We start from the raw sequence: 18,907 nt of genomic DNA on the forward strand, positions 1-18,907 counted from the left end.
CCAGTTTAGCCTTCATCTTCTTGTCAATATTCTCCTTTTTGCCCAACACCTGATTAAGCTTATCAACTGTGTCCTGGACCTTTTCCTTGCTGATCGTAGTGAAGTCGGGCGGGTCGGGAAGGCTATCTTCGGCCGTGGCCACGCTCTGGGCATATTCCCAGATATGGGCTAACTGCTTCTTGATCTTTTCCTTATTAGTAGCAATCGCGTTCCGCCAGACAAAAGTATATTTATTGGCATTCGCTTCGATTTTAGTCCCATCGGTATAGACCTCTTCAATGCTCAACAGACCTTCCTGGGCAAGTAATAGCACCACTTCTTCAAAAATTTTCCGCAATGCATCCTTCAATCGCACACCCCTGAACCGGTTAATCGTATTATGGTCGGGGTAGCTCATCGAGCTCAAAAACCGCCGGGCGGCCCCGATGAAATAAATGCTCTCCTTGCAGGCTGCTTCCAGCTTTCTACTCGAATAAATATTACTTACATAACCGTAAACAAGCACTTTTAGAAGCATCTGCGGATGATAGCTCGATGATCCGATCGTGTGATAGGCTGCATGAAGGGGTTCCAGGCTGATGCTATTGATCACATCGTTGACCACCCGGCAAGCATGGTCTTTTGGGATTAACTCGTCTAACCTTGGAGGAAGCAGCATTAATTGCTGCTGATTATAAGGCTTGAAGGTAGGGTGTCGTCGGGCCATCTATCCTGGATTGCTAATATCTAAAGATAATCAATCGCAGGAAATCGGCAAAGCTTTGAAAATGAAAAGAGGATGTCCTTTTTGAGACACCCTCTTTGCTTTTATGGCATGTGGATCGCTTGCTCCCGGTCGGGTATCCGCCATCCTACAAAAATCCAGACAAAGAAGATCCGCGAAAATGCGATTGAAATCGCTAATCCACGCATTCAAAAGCCGATCTACTTGGGACGTTTTAGGCAGAAAAAGGTTTTAAACTTCACAAAGTTGAGCTAGATTTGTTGATGTCTGACACATTTTCACTTCCTGTTGAATATCTTGGCTCGAACTATGAGCTGCCACTAACAATTGTTCCTATTGGTTATTCCTATCAGATTCAGATAGTATTAGACGGCCAGGAGTTGAAATTCGAGAAGGATGAAGAGGGCAAATACCGCGTGATCAACGCGTCTGACTCGGGCAAGACTAACACGGGTTTGATTCAGGCGATCATCACAACCTTGGAATCCTTAGTCTAATCCTGTGGGCTAAGTCAGTCTCAGAACCATTTATGGCGACGACACATCCCGAATAACTTGCAACATTGATGCATATTTGGTTTATTTGCAACATTATTGCATTACTAAGGCATCCGGATGCAGACATAGTTGTACCGGGCCCGCATTTTTTTACAGTCTTTTACAGGATTCAACATGCATTTCAAGTACATCAGGACCATAGCCCGGCAGGAGTGGAATTCTGTTTTCAGGAACAAAACCACGCTGGTGCTTTTCCTCGTGCTGCTGGCCGTATCACTGCTGGCCGTGTTTACGGGTTGGCAGTATGTAGGCAAATTTAATGCGCAGCAGGCGGCTGCCAGCTCGGAAGTGCATCAGCAATGGATGAGCCAGCCCAACCGGCACCCGCACCGTGTGGCGCATTACGGCTACCTCGTGTTCCGCGAAAAATCCCCGCTCAGTTTCTTTGATTTCGGGTTAGACAGCTACGTCGGCAATTCGGTATTCCTCGAAGCGCACCGCCAGAATACGGTGAACATGAGCGAAGCCGGGTTTTCGAACGGAATGCTCCGATTCGGCGAGCTAAGTATGGCTATGGTGCTGCAACTGCTCGTGCCGTTGTTTATTATCTTTATTGGTTTCCAGACGGTCGCCGGACTGAAACAAACCGGCGTTCTAAAGATTTTGCTTTGCCAGCGGGCATCGTATCTGGATGTGCTGGCCGGGAAAGCCGCCGGGCTGACTGCGGTCACCTGGGCATTGTTTCTCCCGTTGCTGGTACTCGGCCTGGTGGCCGGCTTCGCATACGCGCCCGGCACAGCGGCGGCCGACCTGGTATTACGTATAGCACTAATCGTTATTTTATATGCATTGTATTTCCTGATTATCACGCTGATGGTAGTCATTATATCTGCTATGAGTTCTTCCGCCAAAAATGCGCTTATGCTTTTGGTATTGGCGTGGATGTTGTTCTTTGTGGTGCTGCCGAAGAGCGCCCAGACATTAGGCAGCAGCCTCTTCGAAGCGCCGGGCAAAATTGCTTTCGAGCGGGCCATCGAAGCGGACGTCAGCAAGGAAGGCGACAGCCATGATCCCGACGATCCGCATTTCGCAGACCTTAAAGCACGTACCCTCAAAAAGTACGGCGTCGACTCAATTCAGGTGCTGCCGATCAACTACGGGGCGCTGGTGATGCAGGAAGGCGAGAATATCACTGCTGCCATTTTCAACAAACATTTCGATCAACTGATCGGCACCTATCAATCTCAGAATGCCGTTTCGGCGATTTTCGGGTTTGCCGACCCGTTCCTGGCGATCCGTAATATTTCGATGAACCTGGCTGGTACCGATTTCGATTCGTTTACCGCGTTTCAAAAGCAAACCGAACAGTACCGTTTCGAGAAGACGAAAAGGCTCAACGAAATCCACCTGACGCAAGTGTCGTTCGCCAACAATGCTACCCAGCGGGTGAGTGCGAAGAACTTCCAGGACATGCCTGACTTCGTTTTCCGGCCCGTGCCGGTGGGGCAGAACCTTACAGCAAGTGCCGCCAGCGTGATCGCGTTGCTGCTCTGGGTGGTTGCTGGGTTTTCAGTACTCCATTTTGTTTCCACTAAACGTAAATATCAATTATGATGGCAAGCCGCAAAGTATTCATGCTGGAAGCCAAGAACTTTATTTTGGGCAGGACGGTACTGGTTGGGGCAGTTGCACTGCTGCTCTTTGCCGCCTACGGTTTTTTCTATGGCAATCGTTTGATCGGCCAGCAGCAAGCAACGATCGACGAAGTGCCCGCTGTCCAGCAGGCGCATTTGAAGGGGATCGTCGAGCACGGGGCGAAGGCAACGGTGGGCTCTACGGCCTACTATCCTTTTTTTTACACCGTCAATCCGCCTACGCCCTGGGCAAGGTTCGCCGTTGGTCAGCGTGATGTGAACCCGTATACATTGAAAGTGAAAATGCTTGCCATCGAAGGGCAACTATACGATTCGGAGCTGACCAATCCGCTTACCTTGCTGGTCGGTAACCTGGACGCTTCGTTCGTCTTTATCTTTCTGTTCCCGCTGCTGATCATTGCATTGATGTACAATGTATTGTCTGAAGAGCAGGAAAACGGGGTCTGGAAGATCGTGCGGACGACTGCCGGCAGTATCGGGCAAACGATCGCTGGCAAACTCGCGACCCGCTACATCGCTATCGTGCTGATAACGTTCGTCATTTTTGTGTTGTCAGTGATCGCATTACAATTACCGTTGACCGCGGTCACATTTCAGTTGCTGCTGGTGCTTCTCGCGTATGTGGTGTTTTGGCTGATGGTCGGTACGCTGGTGGTAGCATTCGGGCGCAGCTCTGCTTTTAATGCAACGACGCTCGTATGTATCTGGATTTTTCTTGCTATCCTCTTTCCGGGCATTGCCAACATTGCTGTCAACAATGCCGTACCGATTCCCGAGGCGGCCGAGACGGCGGTGCGGCAGCGGAAAGGCTATCATGAAAAATGGGACCTGCCCAAAGGTCCGACCATGGAGAAGTTTTATGCCGTTTACCCTCAATATCGGAAATACCCAGTTCCCGACGACAAATATTCACCGGGATGGTATTACGCCATGCAGTTTTCGGGCGATCTGGAATCGGCCCAATCGGCGGAAATGCTGTTCGGAAAGCTGGGGCGGCGTCAGTCGCTGACGGAGAAGATCGGAGCATTTAACCCGGTGATCACAGCCCAGCAGGCTTTGAACCGGATCGCCAACACCGATCTGTCCAGCCAGGTCCGCTATCTGGAATCGGTGAAAGCGCATCACCGGCAAGTGCGCGAGTATTTTTACCCGTTCATTTTCGAAAACGTACCCACCCCAAGCATCGACTGGGCTGGTTACCCGGCTTACAAACCGGTCGCTTACGAGGGTGAGCCACTTGCAGGAAGCGTGGTTAAGATAGGCACCTGGGGCATTTTGCTGGCATTGTGTGCCCTGTTTTTATTCAAAAGCAATTTTTTACAAATTAAAGACATTCAAAATGCTTGAAGCTAAGGGATTGACGAAACGATACGGCAGCCACACTGCATTGAACAACCTCAACCTCAGCATTGGGGCGGGGGAGATATTCGCTTTGCTCGGACAGAACGGCGCCGGCAAAACGACCACCATTAACCTGTTTCTGGGCTTTATCGAGCCTACCGAAGGTTCGGCATCGATCGAAGGCGTTTCGGTGGCCGAGCATCCGCAGGAAATCAAGAAATACCTGGCCTACATTCCTGAAACCGTGATGCTGTATCCGAATCTGACGGGATTGGAAAACTTGGAATATTTCTCATCGCTGGCAGGTTTCGATTATTCTGCGGACGAGCTACGCAAATTCCTGTCGACAGCCGGCCTGCAAGCCCAGGCTTTTGACCAGCGACTGGGCGGTTATTCCAAAGGCATGCGCCAGAAAGTGGGCATCGCTATTGCCGTAGCCAAAAAGGCCAAGGTGCTGCTGCTCGACGAGCCTACCAGCGGCCTGGACCCGAAGGCGTCCAATGAGTTCTCGCAGATCATCCAAACCCTGGCCGCCGACGGTACGGCAATACTCATGGCAACCCACGACATCTTCCGCGCAAAAGAAGTAGCGACCCGGATCGGAATTATGAAAGAAGGTGTGCTACAAGCGGTGATTGACGCGGATAAGGTTTCGGCCAACGAACTCGAAAGCCTTTATTTAAAAACCGTTTAAAACCACCCTCTGATTAAAGAAAAAGTTACTTCACCATTTTGATGGTTTCGGCAGTGGCTTTGTCCTGATACCGGATAAAATAGATCCCGCTGCGCAGATGCTGCAAAGGCAAAGTGTGGGTTTTGCTATTTACCGTCTCGGATTGCAGTATCCTACCCGAAGCATCGGAAACCGTAATAACGGCCTTTTCGCTAACCTGCCCCAGGCTTACCTGCACATTACCGGTAAAGGGATTCGGATAGGCATTCATGACAAAACCGTCTTCTTTTGTCTTAACGCCGACGATTTTGCTGCTTCCCCGGCTGCCATCCATGTTTACGAACCGCAGGCGGTAATAATTGATCCCCGCTGCCGGATTGGTATGCATAAATGAATAATGGCTGCCGGCAATGCCCTTTGCCGGAGTATTCCCGATTTTCTTAAATTTCTTTCCGTTGACACTATGTTCTATTTCGAATATATCTCCCTGGTCTTCGGTAGCAGTATGCCATTCCAGGTAATTGACCCTGCCTTCGTTAACTGCCCTGAAACCAGCCAGGGTAATGGGTAGTGCCACCCAGCAAGCCGGTTGCAGCGCAGCTTCATCCGCGCAGTCGCCCAGGTTTCCGCTGATCGTTCTCGGGTGGGAGCTGGCATCATTGGACAGGTAAGTACAGAAATTGACCAGGCTGCAAACGGAAAGGGCTGGATTGTTAGTAATACGTAAACCGGTCCCTGTTAAGGTAGAGAGGTCGGCGTTCTTTAATCCGGATACGTTGGTAAGTTTGGGATTTCCGAGAATTGAAAAATACTCTCCAATGCTTGTCAAGCCGCTCAGCCCGTTCAGATTGGTCAATTCGGCATTGTCTTCAATTTCCAGATAGGTCAAACTCCCTTGAAGTTTACTAAGCCCATCAAGATTAGTCAGTAGGGTAGATCCGAGGTAAAGACCTTCCAAACCTTTCAGGTTGCTCAATCCGTCGAGGTTATCAATATCGCCGATAATTGCAATACGGCTCAGGTTCATACTGGCGCAATTGCCATACTTGGCTCCAAACTCATCAATTTCAGACTGCGAGTAAAAGGCATAGGGTCCCGACGGGCAAGTACAGGTAGTAGCAAGAGTAGTTGCATTCGAGCAACTGCCCGTGTTACCGGATACGGACCTTGGGTTTCCCGGGTCGGCCAGATAGGCGCACATACCAGGCAGGTTGCACAGCGAAAGAGCCGGATTGCTGGTGATTGTTAATGCACTTATGGCGGAGAGATCGATATTGTTCAATGCCGTTATACTTGCCAGCTGGGAATTGCCAGAAACATGAATCTTCCCAACGCTTGTCAAAGCGGTTAAGCTATCGAGGCTGGTTAAGGAAGGGTTTCCTGAAACCCGGAAAGATATTCCGATACTTTCCAACTTGTTTAGGCCGAAGCGGGATAAAGCGGAGTTACTTGCAACGAAAAAATTTTCTCGAATGCTTTTCAACCCGCTTAGGTCAAAGTCAGTTAAAGCGGGATTTTCCGAAACGTAAAGATCTCCGATGCTTTCCAGCTTGCTCAATCCAAGGCTGGTTAAAGCGGGATTATCTTCAATGTCAAGAAGCCCTGTAATGCTTGCCAGATTGCCTAATCCGCTAAGGTTGGGCAGGACGGAATTGTCAAATACGTTGAGCTGCCCGACACTTGTGACATTGCCTAATCCACTGAGGCCGGTACTGTCCAGGGATTCATTACCTTGAATCGAAAGGGTTCCGATACTGGTAATATTGCTTAGCCCGTTAAGATTGTTTAGCAATGGGTTGAACCAGATATTAAGGTTCCCTTCGATTTTAACAATGTCATTCAGTGCGTCGAGGTTGGTAATGTAGAAGCCATTGATGGTTACGTCGTTTAAAGTGATATTCGTGCAATTGGCATACCTTGTCCCGAAATCATCGACGTCTTCTTGATACGTAAACCTAAAATTTCCCCAGGGGCATGCGGTGGCACAGGCAGCAACTACTGCGGCTTCATTTAAACAGTTCGCCAGGTTACCGCTTATGTTTCTTGGGTTACCCGTGTCGGACAAATACCTGCATAAATTGGGCAGCGTGCACACCGAAAGTTGTGGATTTTCCAAAATTGTCAATCCTAATCCTCCTATTGAATTTGCATTAACGTTTTGTAAACCCGATATATCGTTGAGGGAAGCATTGTGGGCAATAACTAAGTTTGACCCCAACATAAACAAACCGTTGAGTCCGTCGAGGTTGGTCAACGCAGCATTATCTATTACATAAAGCTCTCCGGCATAGCCTAAATCTTCCAAACCAGTCAGGTCGGTAAGGGACGGATTCGCGTTCAAAAGAAAAGCCTGGTCTACTTTGCGCAGTTTTTTTAATCCCTGAAGGTTACTAAGGCCAGGATTATTAACAATATCGAGATACCCTGTAATGGTTGTAACATTGCTTAGTCCGTCGAGGTTGGCAATGGTTACGCCGTTGATCGTTACATTGCCTAAGGTTATATTGGTGCAGCCAGCGTATGTGGTGCCGAAAGCATCAATATCTGCCTGGGTGTAAAAAGAAAAGTCTCCCGTGGGGCACTGGCAGAAAGCGGGGGAAATGCTGATCGTGATAAATACAAAAAAGAGTAGAATATTATGTTTCATAGCGGGAGCGTTTGGGTGGATAGCAAAGAAAATTGCAAATAACCCAGGATCTCCTACCCGCACGGGTAGTTTTCAGGCGGGGTAGGTTTCAGTATCTCAAGCATTTACGCGCCCTGCGATCGGTCGTTCTCCTGCCGGCGAAACGGAACAATGCGTCCACGCCGTACCAAACCGATATTTCAAATGCACCGGTGTCCGGGCCAAGGGATGACACGGGCAGGTCGTAGCTGGCCTGGAAAAGGATATTGCCGTAAGCCCATCCGGCGGTACCGATCAGTGCGTCGCGCCGGGTGCTTCCCCAGACCATACCGCGGTACCATGCACCTATCACAAGCGGGGAAAATATCAGGTTGAAGCCGGCTTCCAGCTGCCTCGAACTTCCCTGTTTTCTTACTTGCATTCCAAGGTTCAGCGCGCTTTCGCGGCTTAGGTCACTGCCCAGATTGTTGCCGAAGAGGGCCGGAATGCCGATCGGAATTTTGGAGCCGAGCTGAACATTGATCCGCTGGTGGTCGATGCTTATGGGGCTGTTGATGCCTATATTGTGCCAGGCGCCGCTGATCCAGTAAGATGCGTAGTCTTCGTGCCGGGGCAGGTATTCAAGAATGCCACCGACCGATAAGGTGAACCGGTTTTGCTGGATGGCGCTTCCGGAGAGCGGATCGGGGCTTCCCAGAAAATCGGATACATAGGTCAGGTCGGCACCGTTCCATCGGTTCAGTGCAAACGCAGCCTGGCCACCGCCGATTAGCCGGAGCTCCTTCTGACCGTCGAGGTACACCATTTTTGAAAACTGGGCCGAAACCTGATCGCTTTTCAGTACACTCCCGCGCTGGTCGTGAAGCACCTGCACACCCAGGCCGATTTGCTGGTCTTCGGCATAGGTATCGAACGAGAACGCGGCGGTTTGGAATGCAGTACCCACGGTGGCCCATTGATTACGGTAATTGGCGATCAGGCGAGGCGTTCCGGCGTCTCCGGCAAGTGCCGGATTGGCATAAATAGGATTTGCGTAAAACTGGGAAAATTGCGGCGACTGCGCCCGGGCGGAATTCAACAGACAACAAATCGCACCCGAAAAAAGTAGAATTCTCTTCATATATCAGCGCGTCAGGTAAATATTCCCCCTTAATTTTTCGGATTTCTTTTGATCAATGTAGCGCACGTCGGCTTCGTACACATACATATCGGCGGGCATTTCCTTGCCGCCGAAAGTGCCGTCCCAGGATTCGCCGGGCTGCTGGCTTCCCGGCTGGACGTTTTTCATTTCAAATACAATTTCTCCCCACCGGTTCCGGATCCGCAAAAGACTGATTTCACTAATGCCCGCGCCAAACAGCGTATAGCGGTCGCCAAAACCGTCGCCATTGGGGGTAAATGCCTGTGGAATGTCTATCTGGCATTCCCGCACTACAAATGCCGCAGCACGTTCCGTCGAATCCATGCAAACGCCGCCTTTTACCGTAACCAGTTTAACATCGTATATGCCTGGCTCAAAAGGGAGGGCCGGCTCGCGCGCCTCGGCGGTACGTCCGTCGCTGAAATACCACAGATAGCGGTCGGCCTGCTCGGAACGGTTGCGGATAACGACCGGGCCCGGGGCGCAGAACAATGAGTCACCGGAGAAACCGAAATCGGCTTTGGCGGGCGATACGACAGTTACCGCGGCTTTTTTGGCCACTACTTTACAAGCCTGGGTATTGCGGAAGATGCTCAATGTCACCTGGTAGGTCCCTGCGCCGGGATAGCGGTGCTCGGGTGAATGGTTGAGCGAATCGGGCGGGCTGCCGTCGCCGAAATCCCATACAAATCCGTACTCGGGGGCTGACTGGTTGGCAAACTTCACTGCGGAATTGTCGCAGGCCAGCGCGGGGGTTTCAAATGAACCGGTGGGTGCTTCGGTGGTCCTGATCGTCAATTGTGTAGAATCGGAACCGCAGTCCGTATATGCGATGAGCGTCACTTTATATTCGCCCTTGCTTTTGGAAAACGTGTGTGAGGGATTAGCGGTGGTGGCGATGGTCCCGTCGCCGAAGCGCCATAGCCAGCGAACAGGTTTTGGAACGGAAGCATCCTTGAATTGCACAATTTCGCCCGGACACACTTCCGATTTAGAAATGGTATACAAAGCCTTCACTGTCGACGGATACACACGGATCGCTACCGAATCATTGTCCTGTCCGCATTCGCCGGTGACTTTTAGCCGGACGATGTACGTAGTGGCGCTGTCTTTGGTTGAAAATATGTGGGATACGGTAGCGTCGGCGGATGGCAGCGTAGTACCATCGCCAAATGACCATACCGGGGATTGCTTGTCGTGGCCCGTGGACCGATTGGAAAACAGCAGCGAAGCAGGGGTGCACCGGAGCATGGTCGAGTCGACGCCGATCTCCGCCTGCGTGCCCGGCCGTACCGTTATTTCTTTCGTGTCGGACTGCCCTCCGCAGGCATTGTCGGATGCTACGCTGATCTGGTAAACGGAATCCTTTCTGCTTGTATTTTCAAATATTCTGGACGGCAGCCGGAACCCGGTGAAAACAGTCTGACCATTTACTTTCCAAACATATTCAATGCCGGGCTCTGCCGTACCGTTGATATTGAAGGACACATTCAGCGGGGCGCAGCCGGCTGTTGCGCTCGGCGTAAAGCTGATTTTGGCGGGTGGTAGAGTAATGGTCACTTCCCGCGATATGGTGTCGGCACAAGCACCGGCACGCGCGATAAGTGTAATGGTCTGTCTGCCGGCAGGGAGTTGCAGTTCCGGATCGGCATCGCTGGCAATGACCTTGTTGTTGACCATCCACACATAAGCTTCTGCCCGCAACGACGTGTTGACTGGCTTAAACGCCTGCCCCGCGCAGCCGTCCTGAATGGAAAAGTCCGCTTTGGGATTACCGACGGTCACCTTCGCCTGCGCTTCCGCCTTGCAGCCGGTCTTGCTGGCGACGCTATACCGGATGTCGAATTCGTTCCCGGATAGGCCTGCGGTAAACAGGGTATCTCCTTTGATGCAGCCTGCACAGGAAGGCGTTGTCCATTGACCGCCTGCGGGCGTGCCGGAAAGCTTGATCCAGGCGGTGCCTTCGCAAATGGATTTATTATCTGCCGTGGCCTCAATGCCTTCGACAGTCACCTTCACAGAGGTGGTCATCATGCATTTGCCCGTACCGCGTGTGTAAGCGACGGTGAAATTGCCGGGCGTTTTGGGAACGAAGTAGCTCTGCCCGTTAGCGGTTTCAATGGCATCCCCGGTCCATTCCCCGCCCGGCAGATTGGCGGTAAGCAAAATGCGCCCCGAGCTCGTACAGACCAGGGTGTCTTTGGGAATGGAAACGATTTTTACCGGTTGCGCCGGTGACACGCTGAAAGTATCGCTTGCTATTTGGGTGCCGCAAGCGTTCTGGACTTTGGCGACGACAATGTAAGGCGCAGATGCATATTTTACGGGAATCTCCTGCGACGGCGAGAATGCGGTCCCATTAATCGTGTAAACCGCGCCGGGAATGGGATTGCCTACCTTGTACGTAATTTCTTCGCAGACATCGGGCTGTGGCGTAATGGACGGTGCCACAGTGCTGATTACCTTGTATTTCCGGGTGATCTTTTTGTTGCCGCAGCTGTTGTTTACAGTCAGCGTAACAGTGTACTCCTTAGCCTCTTCCAGTTTTACCTTCACGGCCGCGCCATTGGGTTTGGTATTGCCCTGGTAACTGTACTTTCCACCTTCGATGGCCCACTCGTAGCCCGACTCGTCCTGCGAAATGCTGCCGTCGAGGTCGATGATACCGCCGCTGGCGAGGCACACCACCGTGTCCTTTTCAATGACCGACACACCCGACACTTTAAAGTCCGGAACAGGCGGTTTGGCGAGCCTGAACTCCGTTTCTGCAGTGCTGGTACCGCAAACTTTGGAAGTGGCTGTCAGCTTCACCTTGTATGTTTTTGTGGGATCTGTAAATGAAAGCGAAGGGTAGGTATCGGTGCTCGTCCTGCCATCGCTGAATTCCCAGAGAAAATCGATCTCATACGTGGGGCAGCTATTGTTACTGATGTTCACGGTAGTACCGGCGCAAGCCGCGTCTATCACCGGCCGGGCTTCCGGCCTTTTCTTGAAAATCAGTAAATAACCCTTGTTGTCGTTTCCGCAGCTCACCGCGCGAATATTGAAGTTGTATTCGATTTCGGCATCGCTGCAATTCTTGGCAAACTGCCGGAGGTCATAAACGTGCGTGGCTTTCTTTTCAGTAGTCAGCGTGATACGCTCCGTTTCGCCGTCGCCCCATCGGATTTCATATTCTTTTGAATCACAAAAACCGGGTTTCAGGTTAAGACAAAGTTCGTAAGTCGAGTCGCTCGGAGTTACGCAGAGTTCGCCGGTACCGGTACAAAACTGGAAATCGACGGGAATTTGCGCATGCGCACAGAGGGACAGACACAAAAAGAGGAAAACGGGTAAAAGGTATTTCAATGCAATTCAATTTGATAACACAGTAAGACAGAGGGTACGGATCATAAATCCAAACGTTAAAGATAACGTTCGAAAAGAAATAAGTCACCAACTTTTTACTGTTGATGACTTATTTCTTTCTCCACTGGTTACAGAAGGTTTACGATTTGCCCGGCTTAGATTTTTACCTTTATTTTAACCGGCTAACCGGGGCGTATTATAAAGGAGACTGAGCTGACATTGTGAAACAAGCGACTATCAAGAAATTCCATTCATTTCTCAAATTCAAAAGAGGCCTGACTACATACAGTTTAAGGAAATTCAAGCTGTATGAGGTCATTATCTTTTGGTTGAAAAGCATTCTGACCCGTTCGCAGTTTCTGATCTTGTCCGGGATATTGGTGGGTTGCAGCGCGGGATTAGCCGGTGTGGTCCTCAAATCGCTTGTGCACGCGATCCACAACCTGATCACGCACAGGGTGCATTTCGAGACGCAGATATTCTTTTACGCCGTGTTCCCGTTCCTGGGGATCGTGCTCACATCAATTGTGGTGATATTGTTTTTCGGCGGCAACGACCGCAAAGGAATTCCCGCCATTCTGCACGAGATCGCGCAAAATTCCAGCGTTGTCGCACCGGTAAAAATGTATTCGCAGGTCGTGCAAAGTGCTATTACCGTGGGGCTTGGCGGCTCGGCAGGGCTCGAAAGCCCTATTGCGGTGACCGGTTCGGCCATCGGCTCCAATTTCGCCCAGGCCTACAAGCTCGACTACCGCGAGCGTACATTATTGCTGGCCGCGGGCGCTACGGCCGGGATCGCGTCGGCATTCAATGCGCCTATTGCCGGGATGATGTTCGCCGTGGAAATTTTGCTTACCGGCGTCGTTTTCACCGATTTTATCCCGCTCGTACTGGCGGCCGTTTGCGGAAATGTACTTTCCAGAATGCTGCTCAACGAGGAAGTGCTGTTCCATTTCAGCAGCCGTAGTCCATTCAATTACCACAACCTGCCATTTTACCTTGTGCTGGGGGTTTTGTGTGGACTTTACGCCCGGTACTTTGTGGTGATCGGGCACCAGGTCGAGCGGTTTTTCGCCAATCTGAAAGGCGGCCGGCTCCGGAAAGCGATGATCGGCGGGGCATTGCTTTCGGTGCTTTGCGTTTTGTACCCTCCGCTTTTCGGAGAAGGCTACGAAACCATCAAAGCATTGGTGAACGGGCAGGTCGGCGAGCTGATGCAGAACAGCTTTTTCGGCATTGTGGGTGGTCAGCGTTGGGCTGTGGTGGTGTTTTTGGCGATTGTATGCTTGCTAAAAGCTTTTGCCAGTTCGATTACCATTTTCAGTGGTGGCAACGGCGGTAACTTCGCGCCTTCGCTTTTTGCAGGGGGCACATTGGGTTTTGTATTCGCATTGTTCTGTAACTTCATCGGCATCAGCGACGTTCCGGTAGCCAACCTCGTACTGGTAGGCATGGCGGGCGTGATGAGCGGCGTGCTTTACGCGCCGCTAACAGCCATATTCCTTATTGCCGAATCCAGTTCGGGATATGATTTGTTTATTCCGCTGATGGTGGTAGGCGTGATGTCCTTCCTGATTTCCAAATGGTTCTCCGCCATTTCTCCTGACTTAAAAAGACTGGCCGACGAGGGCAAAATATTCACCCGCGAGCACGATCGGAACCTGCTTTCGCAACTGAACACGCTGGATTTCATTGACAAGGACGTCCCAGTCGTGGATATCGACCTGCCTTTCGAAAACTTTGTGGACGCATTGCACGAAAACCGGCACAACCATATGGCCGTAGTGGATAGCCAAGGTTTGCTGCGGGGGATTATCCTCGTAAAAGAACTATATCCATACCTGTTTGCCTCGGGAGATGAGGTGGCTTTGTCGGTGGCTTCGGTCATGCAACAGCCCGTAACGGTGGTTGCCGAAACGGAGCCTGTTGCCAGGATTATAACCAAATTCGACCAGACCGGCTCGTGGCATTTGCCCGTTACCGATCCGAAAGGCCGCTACATCGGTTTCATAGACAAATCACGGTTGCTCGACCGTTACCGCAGTCTGCTCCAAGCCCATTCGGGATGATTTTGCCTTTGTTTTAAGGAATACTTTTTTAACTTGCCAGGCCATAACCAAAGAAATACGGGTCCATTTTGTCGCGTATTTACTTCTCAACTCCGTCCTATGGCACTACACAAATACCTCCTTGTTATACTCGTTTTCCTAAGCGTTTTCTGGGGCTGCCAGGATAAGGAGAAAGCGCGCGCGCTTGATCTTCGGGAGCAGCAAATCCTGGCCCGGGAGAAGGGATTTGCGGTGAAAGAGGCAGATTATCAGTCGCTTCTGCGGATGCGCGACAGCCTTTTGACCACCCCGGATACCACAGTGATTATTCAGCGCTGGCCGGATGATATCGCCGGCCTGTGGAGCAGTAAGTCCGTCTGCCGCGAATCCAATTGCAGCGAATATGTGATCGGCGACCAGCGCTCCAACACCTGGGAGTTTGTGAGTGACTCCACGGGATTGTATACCCGTGTGATCAACAACAACCAGGTCGTGCGCGTGTTCGCCGCCAGGTACGACAGCACGCGCATCCAGCTGCATTACATGAGCGACTCGTCGGCAAGCAAGAACATCGAACTGACCGTCGAGCTGGGCCGGGATAATAATAAGAACCTCATCAAGGGAATGCAGACTACGGGCATCGACAAATCGTGTACCGCGAAATTTTCCATTGAGCTCACCCGCTTAACCAACCGCTAGACTATGCCGCTGCTCAACATACACATCGGCAGTTTACCGATCGAAGACCCGGTATTGAAGTTCCTGCTCGAACTAATCATCATCCTCGGCGCTCCGCTGCTGCTCAACAAAATCAAAGTCCCGCATTTGCTGGGCTTGCTGATCGCCGGCGCGGTAGTAGGGCCCAACGGCCTGAACCTCCTCTCCCGCGACAGTAGCGTGGTTGTTACCGGCACCACCGGGTTACTCTACATCATGTTTCTGGCCGGGCTTGAAATCGATATGGGCGATTTCAAGAAGAATATGGGCAAGAGCATCACGTTCACGGTGTTCACATTTGCGGTCCCATTCATTTTGGGGATGATAGGCGGCTATTACGTCCTGCATTTCTCCATGCTCACGACGGTCCTGTTCGCGAGTTTGTTCTCCTCGCATACCCTCATTTCCTATCCGCTGGTGAGCAAGATGGGTATTGCCAAAAACCTCTCGGTGAACATTACCGTAGGCGGCACCATGCTGACCGACGTGCTCTCGCTGCTCGTGCTTGCCGTGGTAGTAGGTATGACGCAGGGGGAGGTAAACAGTGCATTCTGGCTACGCCTGGGTTTCTCTGTGCTCGCATTCAGTCTGGTAGTACTATTTGTTTTTCCAATAATAGGAAGGTGGTTTTTCAAAAAGGTCGACGACAAGATTTCGCAGTACATATTTGTGCTGGTGATGATCTATCTCGCTGCGGTACTCGCCGAGCTAGCTGGTATCGAGGCAATTATCGGCGCCTTTTTTGCCGGGCTTGCATTGAACCGGCTCATCCCGCACACCTCCGCACTCATGAACCGGGTGGAATTTGTAGGTAATGCCATTTTTATCCCATTCTTCCTGATCAGCGTGGGAATGCTGATCGATTTCACGGTGTTTTTCAAAAGCCTGGAAACATTGGGTGTAGCGGCGGTAATGCTGGTTGCGTCAATTGGCGGGAAATACCTGGCAGCCGTTTTGACCCAAAAAACTTTCAAACTGACCAAGGATGAGGGAATGATCATTTTCGGGCTCAGCTCGGCTTCCGCGGCAGCCACGTTGGCGGCGGTGATGGTGGGTTATAACATTATTATTTCCGAAACCGAGAGCGGCGAGCCCGTGCGTTTGCTGAGCGAGCACGTCCTCAATGGCAGTATCCTACTGATCCTGATTTCCTGTACGGTTTCTTCATTTGTATCGATGTCCAGCGCGGCGAAAATCGCGGAAGCGGATAACGAGGCGACGGCATCGGGTAGTAATCCGGAGTCGGAAAACATTCTGATTGCGGTTAATTACGAAGAAACCGTCGAGACGACGGTGAACCTTGGCTTACTTACCAAGGCCGCAAATAACAGGGACAGGCTGTTTGCATTGAATGTGATTAATGATGAAAAGAACGAATCGTCCGTCAAGAATGCCGAGAAAACGCTGCACCTGGCAGTGACCACCGCAGCCGCCGCGGACGTAAAGGTACTGCCGCTAACCCGGTACGACAGTGATGTGGCCTCCGGCATCAGCAATGTCATCAAGGAGCAAAAAATAACGGACCTCATTCTCGCATTGCAGCCCGATAAAGGTTTGACGCCGTCGCTGGTTTATAACCTTACCAATGGTTATCTGCAAAATGAAAATGTGAACACACTCATTTACCACGCGGCCCAGCCGATTTCCACGATCAAAAAATACATTGTGCTCATACCGCCCAAAGCGGATAAGGAGCCGGGCTTTTTCCACGCATTGCTCCGCGTATGGAACATCGCAAAATCGTCGGGCTCGGAAATGGCTTTCTACGCCACCGCGCCGATTATCGGTATCATCGAAAGAGTGGCCAAAAAGTCGGGTATCGAACTGTCGCTGCATATCATTGACTACTGGGGCGAAGCCGAGCAAGCTGCCGCTGCGGTTACCGACGACGAGGGCCTGATATTGTTCATGGCCAAACGCGGCATGGTATCCTACTTCCCCAAAATGAGCCAGCTGCCTGATTTTCTCAACCAGTATGCGCTCGACAATAATTTCCTGCTGATTTATCCATTCTCACAACAAAACGCGGATGAGACTGAAAAGCGATCGGTTAGCAATCACGACGATTTTGTGGAGATCGGAAGGATGATCGGCAAGATCTTTCCCGGGTAAAAGCGTGAACGGTGGTCGTTGAACTGATGTCCTTTCTGCTTTCTCCGCAAGCCAGATTCATTACTGGCACCGCGATCCGCAATGATGGGGTATGAAAAGGCTTTAAATAAACCGGAATATCAAGGAACTCCATCGCTGATTTAATGTTTTTTTGTTAGTAGCATTCAAAAAGATAGTGAATACACATGGCAGATAAACTGATTCAGGATATACCTTTTTCCATTCTTGACCTTGCGCCGATTACGGAGGGGAACAATGCGGGGATTACCTTTCAAAATAGCCTCAGGCTTGCCCAGCGGGTCGAAGAGCTCGGTTTCAGGCGGTACTGGCTTGCCGAGCATCATAATATGGAGAGCGTCGCCAGTTCGGCTACTTCCGTGCTGATCGGCTACATTGCCGGCGGTACCAAGTCGATCCGGGTCGGCAGCGGGGGGATTATGCTGCCCAACCACGCGCCGCTGGTAGTGGCCGAGCAGTTCGGTACGCTGGCATCGCTTTACCCCGGCCGCATTGACCTCGGTCTGGGCCGTGCGCCGGGTACGGACCAGGTGACCGCGCGTGCGCTGCGGCGTAACTATATGGAGTCCGCCCAGGATTTCCCGGACGACGTCATAGCCTTGCAGACTTATTTTTCAGCAGACAATAAAAATGCGAAGGTACGCGCCATTCCCGGCGAGGGGTTGGATGTCCCGATCTGGATTCTCGGATCGAGCACGGACAGCGCGCGGCTGGCCGCGCATCTGGGCTTGCCTTATGCATTCGCGAGCCACTTTGCGCCGGCCCATTTTCTGGACGCGATCGAGCTTTACCGCCGGAATTTCAGGCCGTCGGCGCACCTCGCGCAGCCTTATGTGATGGCCTGTGTGAATGTGATCGCCGCCGATACAAATGAAGAGGCCGAGCGGCTTGCCACGTCATTCTTCCAGCTGGCAACGGGAATCATTACGGGCAAGCGCCGGCCTTTGCAGCCGCCTGTCGACAGTATGGACGGGCTTTGGGGCGAATATGAAGAGGCCGCGGTAAGACAAATGATGAAGTACACATTCATCGGCGACCGGAAGCGGGTAGGGAAGGACCTGGCCTATTTCCAGCAACGCACCCAGCTCGACGAGCTCATGGTGACCAGCCATATTTACGACCCGCAGGCGCGGATACATAGCTACGAGGTGCTCAAAAGTGTTCAGGATGAGCGCGTTGCTGTGGGCTGATGCCTATTGTACCAACACTCGGACGGAGTGGTAGATATTCACTTTCAAAGGATCATCGCCCAGCACTTCGATGAGGTAGTATTTACCAGCCGGCGTTTTGCAGGCGATGATCGTTTTGGCAGGCATGTAGTTGGTCCAGAAAGCGGAGCCTGCGGGTGCATTGGCAATGGCGCCCTGCGTGAACGGCAATGCGGCGAGTGATGCCGGTGTTATCGTGTGGATTTCGACAATGCCTAGGTTATGGAATGCCACTTTCACCGGTTTCAATGCGGAATAGCAGCCATAGGAACCCCAACTGATGTCGCCTGCGCCGGCTGCCGTGATGGCGTAAGGGCTAAGGAGATTGAACCCTTTTTCATAGGGAACCGTGAGCGTTTGTGTCAGGCGCCAGGCATTTGCCTGTGTAGGCAAGTGCGAAACGATCCCGCCGCCGACAAGTGCCGAGTGACGGTCGTTGGCCGAACCATAGGCCTGTTCACCGGCCAGGGCACCACCCCCAGGCAGCGGTTCCTGGTCGTTGTTGCAATTGAACAGGGTCATTGACAAGCTTAGCATTGCGATACTTTTCAAGAGATTTTTCATGACGGCAAAATTTGTTTTGTTATACTTTAAAAAATGAATGGAAAATAAAGCGACCTGAATAATGCTATACTATTTTGAATCATAAATAGATTTATCTTCTATTTTGATGCTAATTACGTGTCATATTCCGCTTTACGGATGCAAAGCAACCATGCATTTTTTAGAACAACAATGCTTGCCGTTTAATTTTATTTGTCGGTAAAGTACAATTTATTAACTTCGTAAATTTACCCGC

12 protein-coding genes are annotated in these 18,907 nt (G+C 51.3%); 7 read left to right on the forward strand and 5 right to left on the reverse strand.

The window, feature by feature from the left end; genetic code table 11:
- Window positions 1-706: transposase (locus BLQ88_RS24650; RefSeq protein ID WP_176885085.1), on the reverse strand; the 706-nt coding region annotated here is incomplete at its 3' end.
- A gap of 689 nt (window positions 707-1,395) precedes the next feature.
- Here BLQ88_RS24650 and BLQ88_RS24660 point away from each other — a divergent pair.
- Genes BLQ88_RS24660 through BLQ88_RS24670 form a run of 3 tightly spaced genes read left to right on the forward strand, consistent with a single transcriptional unit; the run spans window position 1,396 to window position 4,911 of the window.
- On the forward strand, window positions 1,396-2,835 hold the full coding sequence (locus BLQ88_RS24660; protein ID WP_090155481.1) for an ABC transporter permease: 1,440 nt from the start codon (window positions 1,396-1,398) through the stop codon (window positions 2,833-2,835).
- Entirely contained in the window at window positions 2,832-4,223 is a 1,392-nt protein-coding gene (locus BLQ88_RS24665) for an ABC transporter permease (protein WP_090155483.1), read from the forward strand. Before BLQ88_RS24660 ends, BLQ88_RS24665 begins: the two co-directional genes overlap by 4 nt.
- Window positions 4,216-4,911: an ABC transporter ATP-binding protein gene (locus tag BLQ88_RS24670; protein ID WP_090155485.1), complete on the forward strand. Its 696-nt coding sequence runs from the start codon at window positions 4,216-4,218 to the stop codon at window positions 4,909-4,911. The genes BLQ88_RS24665 and BLQ88_RS24670 overlap by 8 nt, the downstream gene beginning before the upstream one ends.
- Window positions 4,912-4,936: 25 nt before the next feature.
- Here the strand turns inward: BLQ88_RS24670 and BLQ88_RS24675 are convergent, their stop codons facing one another.
- From BLQ88_RS24675 to BLQ88_RS24685, 3 genes are read right to left on the reverse strand one after another with little or no spacing between them, the layout of a single operon-like run.
- Window positions 4,937-7,600: a T9SS type A sorting domain-containing protein gene (locus BLQ88_RS24675; protein WP_143016922.1), complete on the reverse strand. Its 2,664-nt coding sequence runs from the start codon at window positions 7,598-7,600 to the stop codon at window positions 4,937-4,939.
- Window positions 7,601-7,625: 25 nt separating this feature from the next.
- Window positions 7,626-8,636: a PorP/SprF family type IX secretion system membrane protein gene (locus tag BLQ88_RS24680; protein WP_090155489.1), complete on the reverse strand. Its 1,011-nt coding sequence runs from the start codon at window positions 8,634-8,636 to the stop codon at window positions 7,626-7,628.
- 3 nt (window positions 8,637-8,639) lie between these two features.
- On the reverse strand, window positions 8,640-12,005 hold the full coding sequence (locus BLQ88_RS24685; RefSeq protein WP_090155491.1) for a PKD domain-containing protein: 3,366 nt from the start codon (window positions 12,003-12,005) through the stop codon (window positions 8,640-8,642).
- Between the two features lie 221 nt (window positions 12,006-12,226).
- Between BLQ88_RS24685 and BLQ88_RS24690 the strand changes: the two genes are divergently transcribed.
- The 4 genes from BLQ88_RS24690 (at window position 12,227) to BLQ88_RS24705 (ending at window position 18,090) form a co-directional block, all read left to right on the forward strand.
- On the forward strand, window positions 12,227-14,074 hold the full coding sequence (locus tag BLQ88_RS24690; RefSeq protein ID WP_090155492.1) for a chloride channel protein: 1,848 nt from the start codon (window positions 12,227-12,229) through the stop codon (window positions 14,072-14,074).
- Window positions 14,075-14,173: 99 nt separating this feature from the next.
- Window positions 14,174-14,752 carry a hypothetical protein gene (locus tag BLQ88_RS24695; protein WP_090155494.1) on the forward strand — a complete coding sequence of 193 codons (579 nt, stop codon included), beginning with the start codon at window positions 14,174-14,176 and terminating at the stop codon, window positions 14,750-14,752.
- A gap of 3 nt (window positions 14,753-14,755) precedes the next feature.
- Entirely contained in the window at window positions 14,756-16,882 is a 2,127-nt protein-coding gene (locus tag BLQ88_RS24700) for a cation:proton antiporter (protein WP_090155495.1), read from the forward strand.
- 185 nt (window positions 16,883-17,067) lie between these two features.
- Window positions 17,068-18,090, forward strand: coding sequence for an LLM class flavin-dependent oxidoreductase (locus BLQ88_RS24705; RefSeq protein WP_090155497.1), 1,023 nt, complete (start codon window positions 17,068-17,070; stop codon window positions 18,088-18,090).
- Window positions 18,091-18,093: 3 nt separating this feature from the next.
- Here BLQ88_RS24705 and BLQ88_RS24710 read toward each other — a convergent pair whose 3' ends face one another.
- Entirely contained in the window at window positions 18,094-18,672 is a 579-nt protein-coding gene (locus tag BLQ88_RS24710; protein WP_090155499.1) for a hypothetical protein, read from the reverse strand.
- Between the last annotated feature and the right edge of the window lie 235 nt (window positions 18,673-18,907).

It is taken from the genome of Dyadobacter soli (genome assembly GCF_900101885.1).
Lineage (GTDB): Bacteria > Bacteroidota > Bacteroidia > Cytophagales > Spirosomataceae > Dyadobacter > Dyadobacter soli.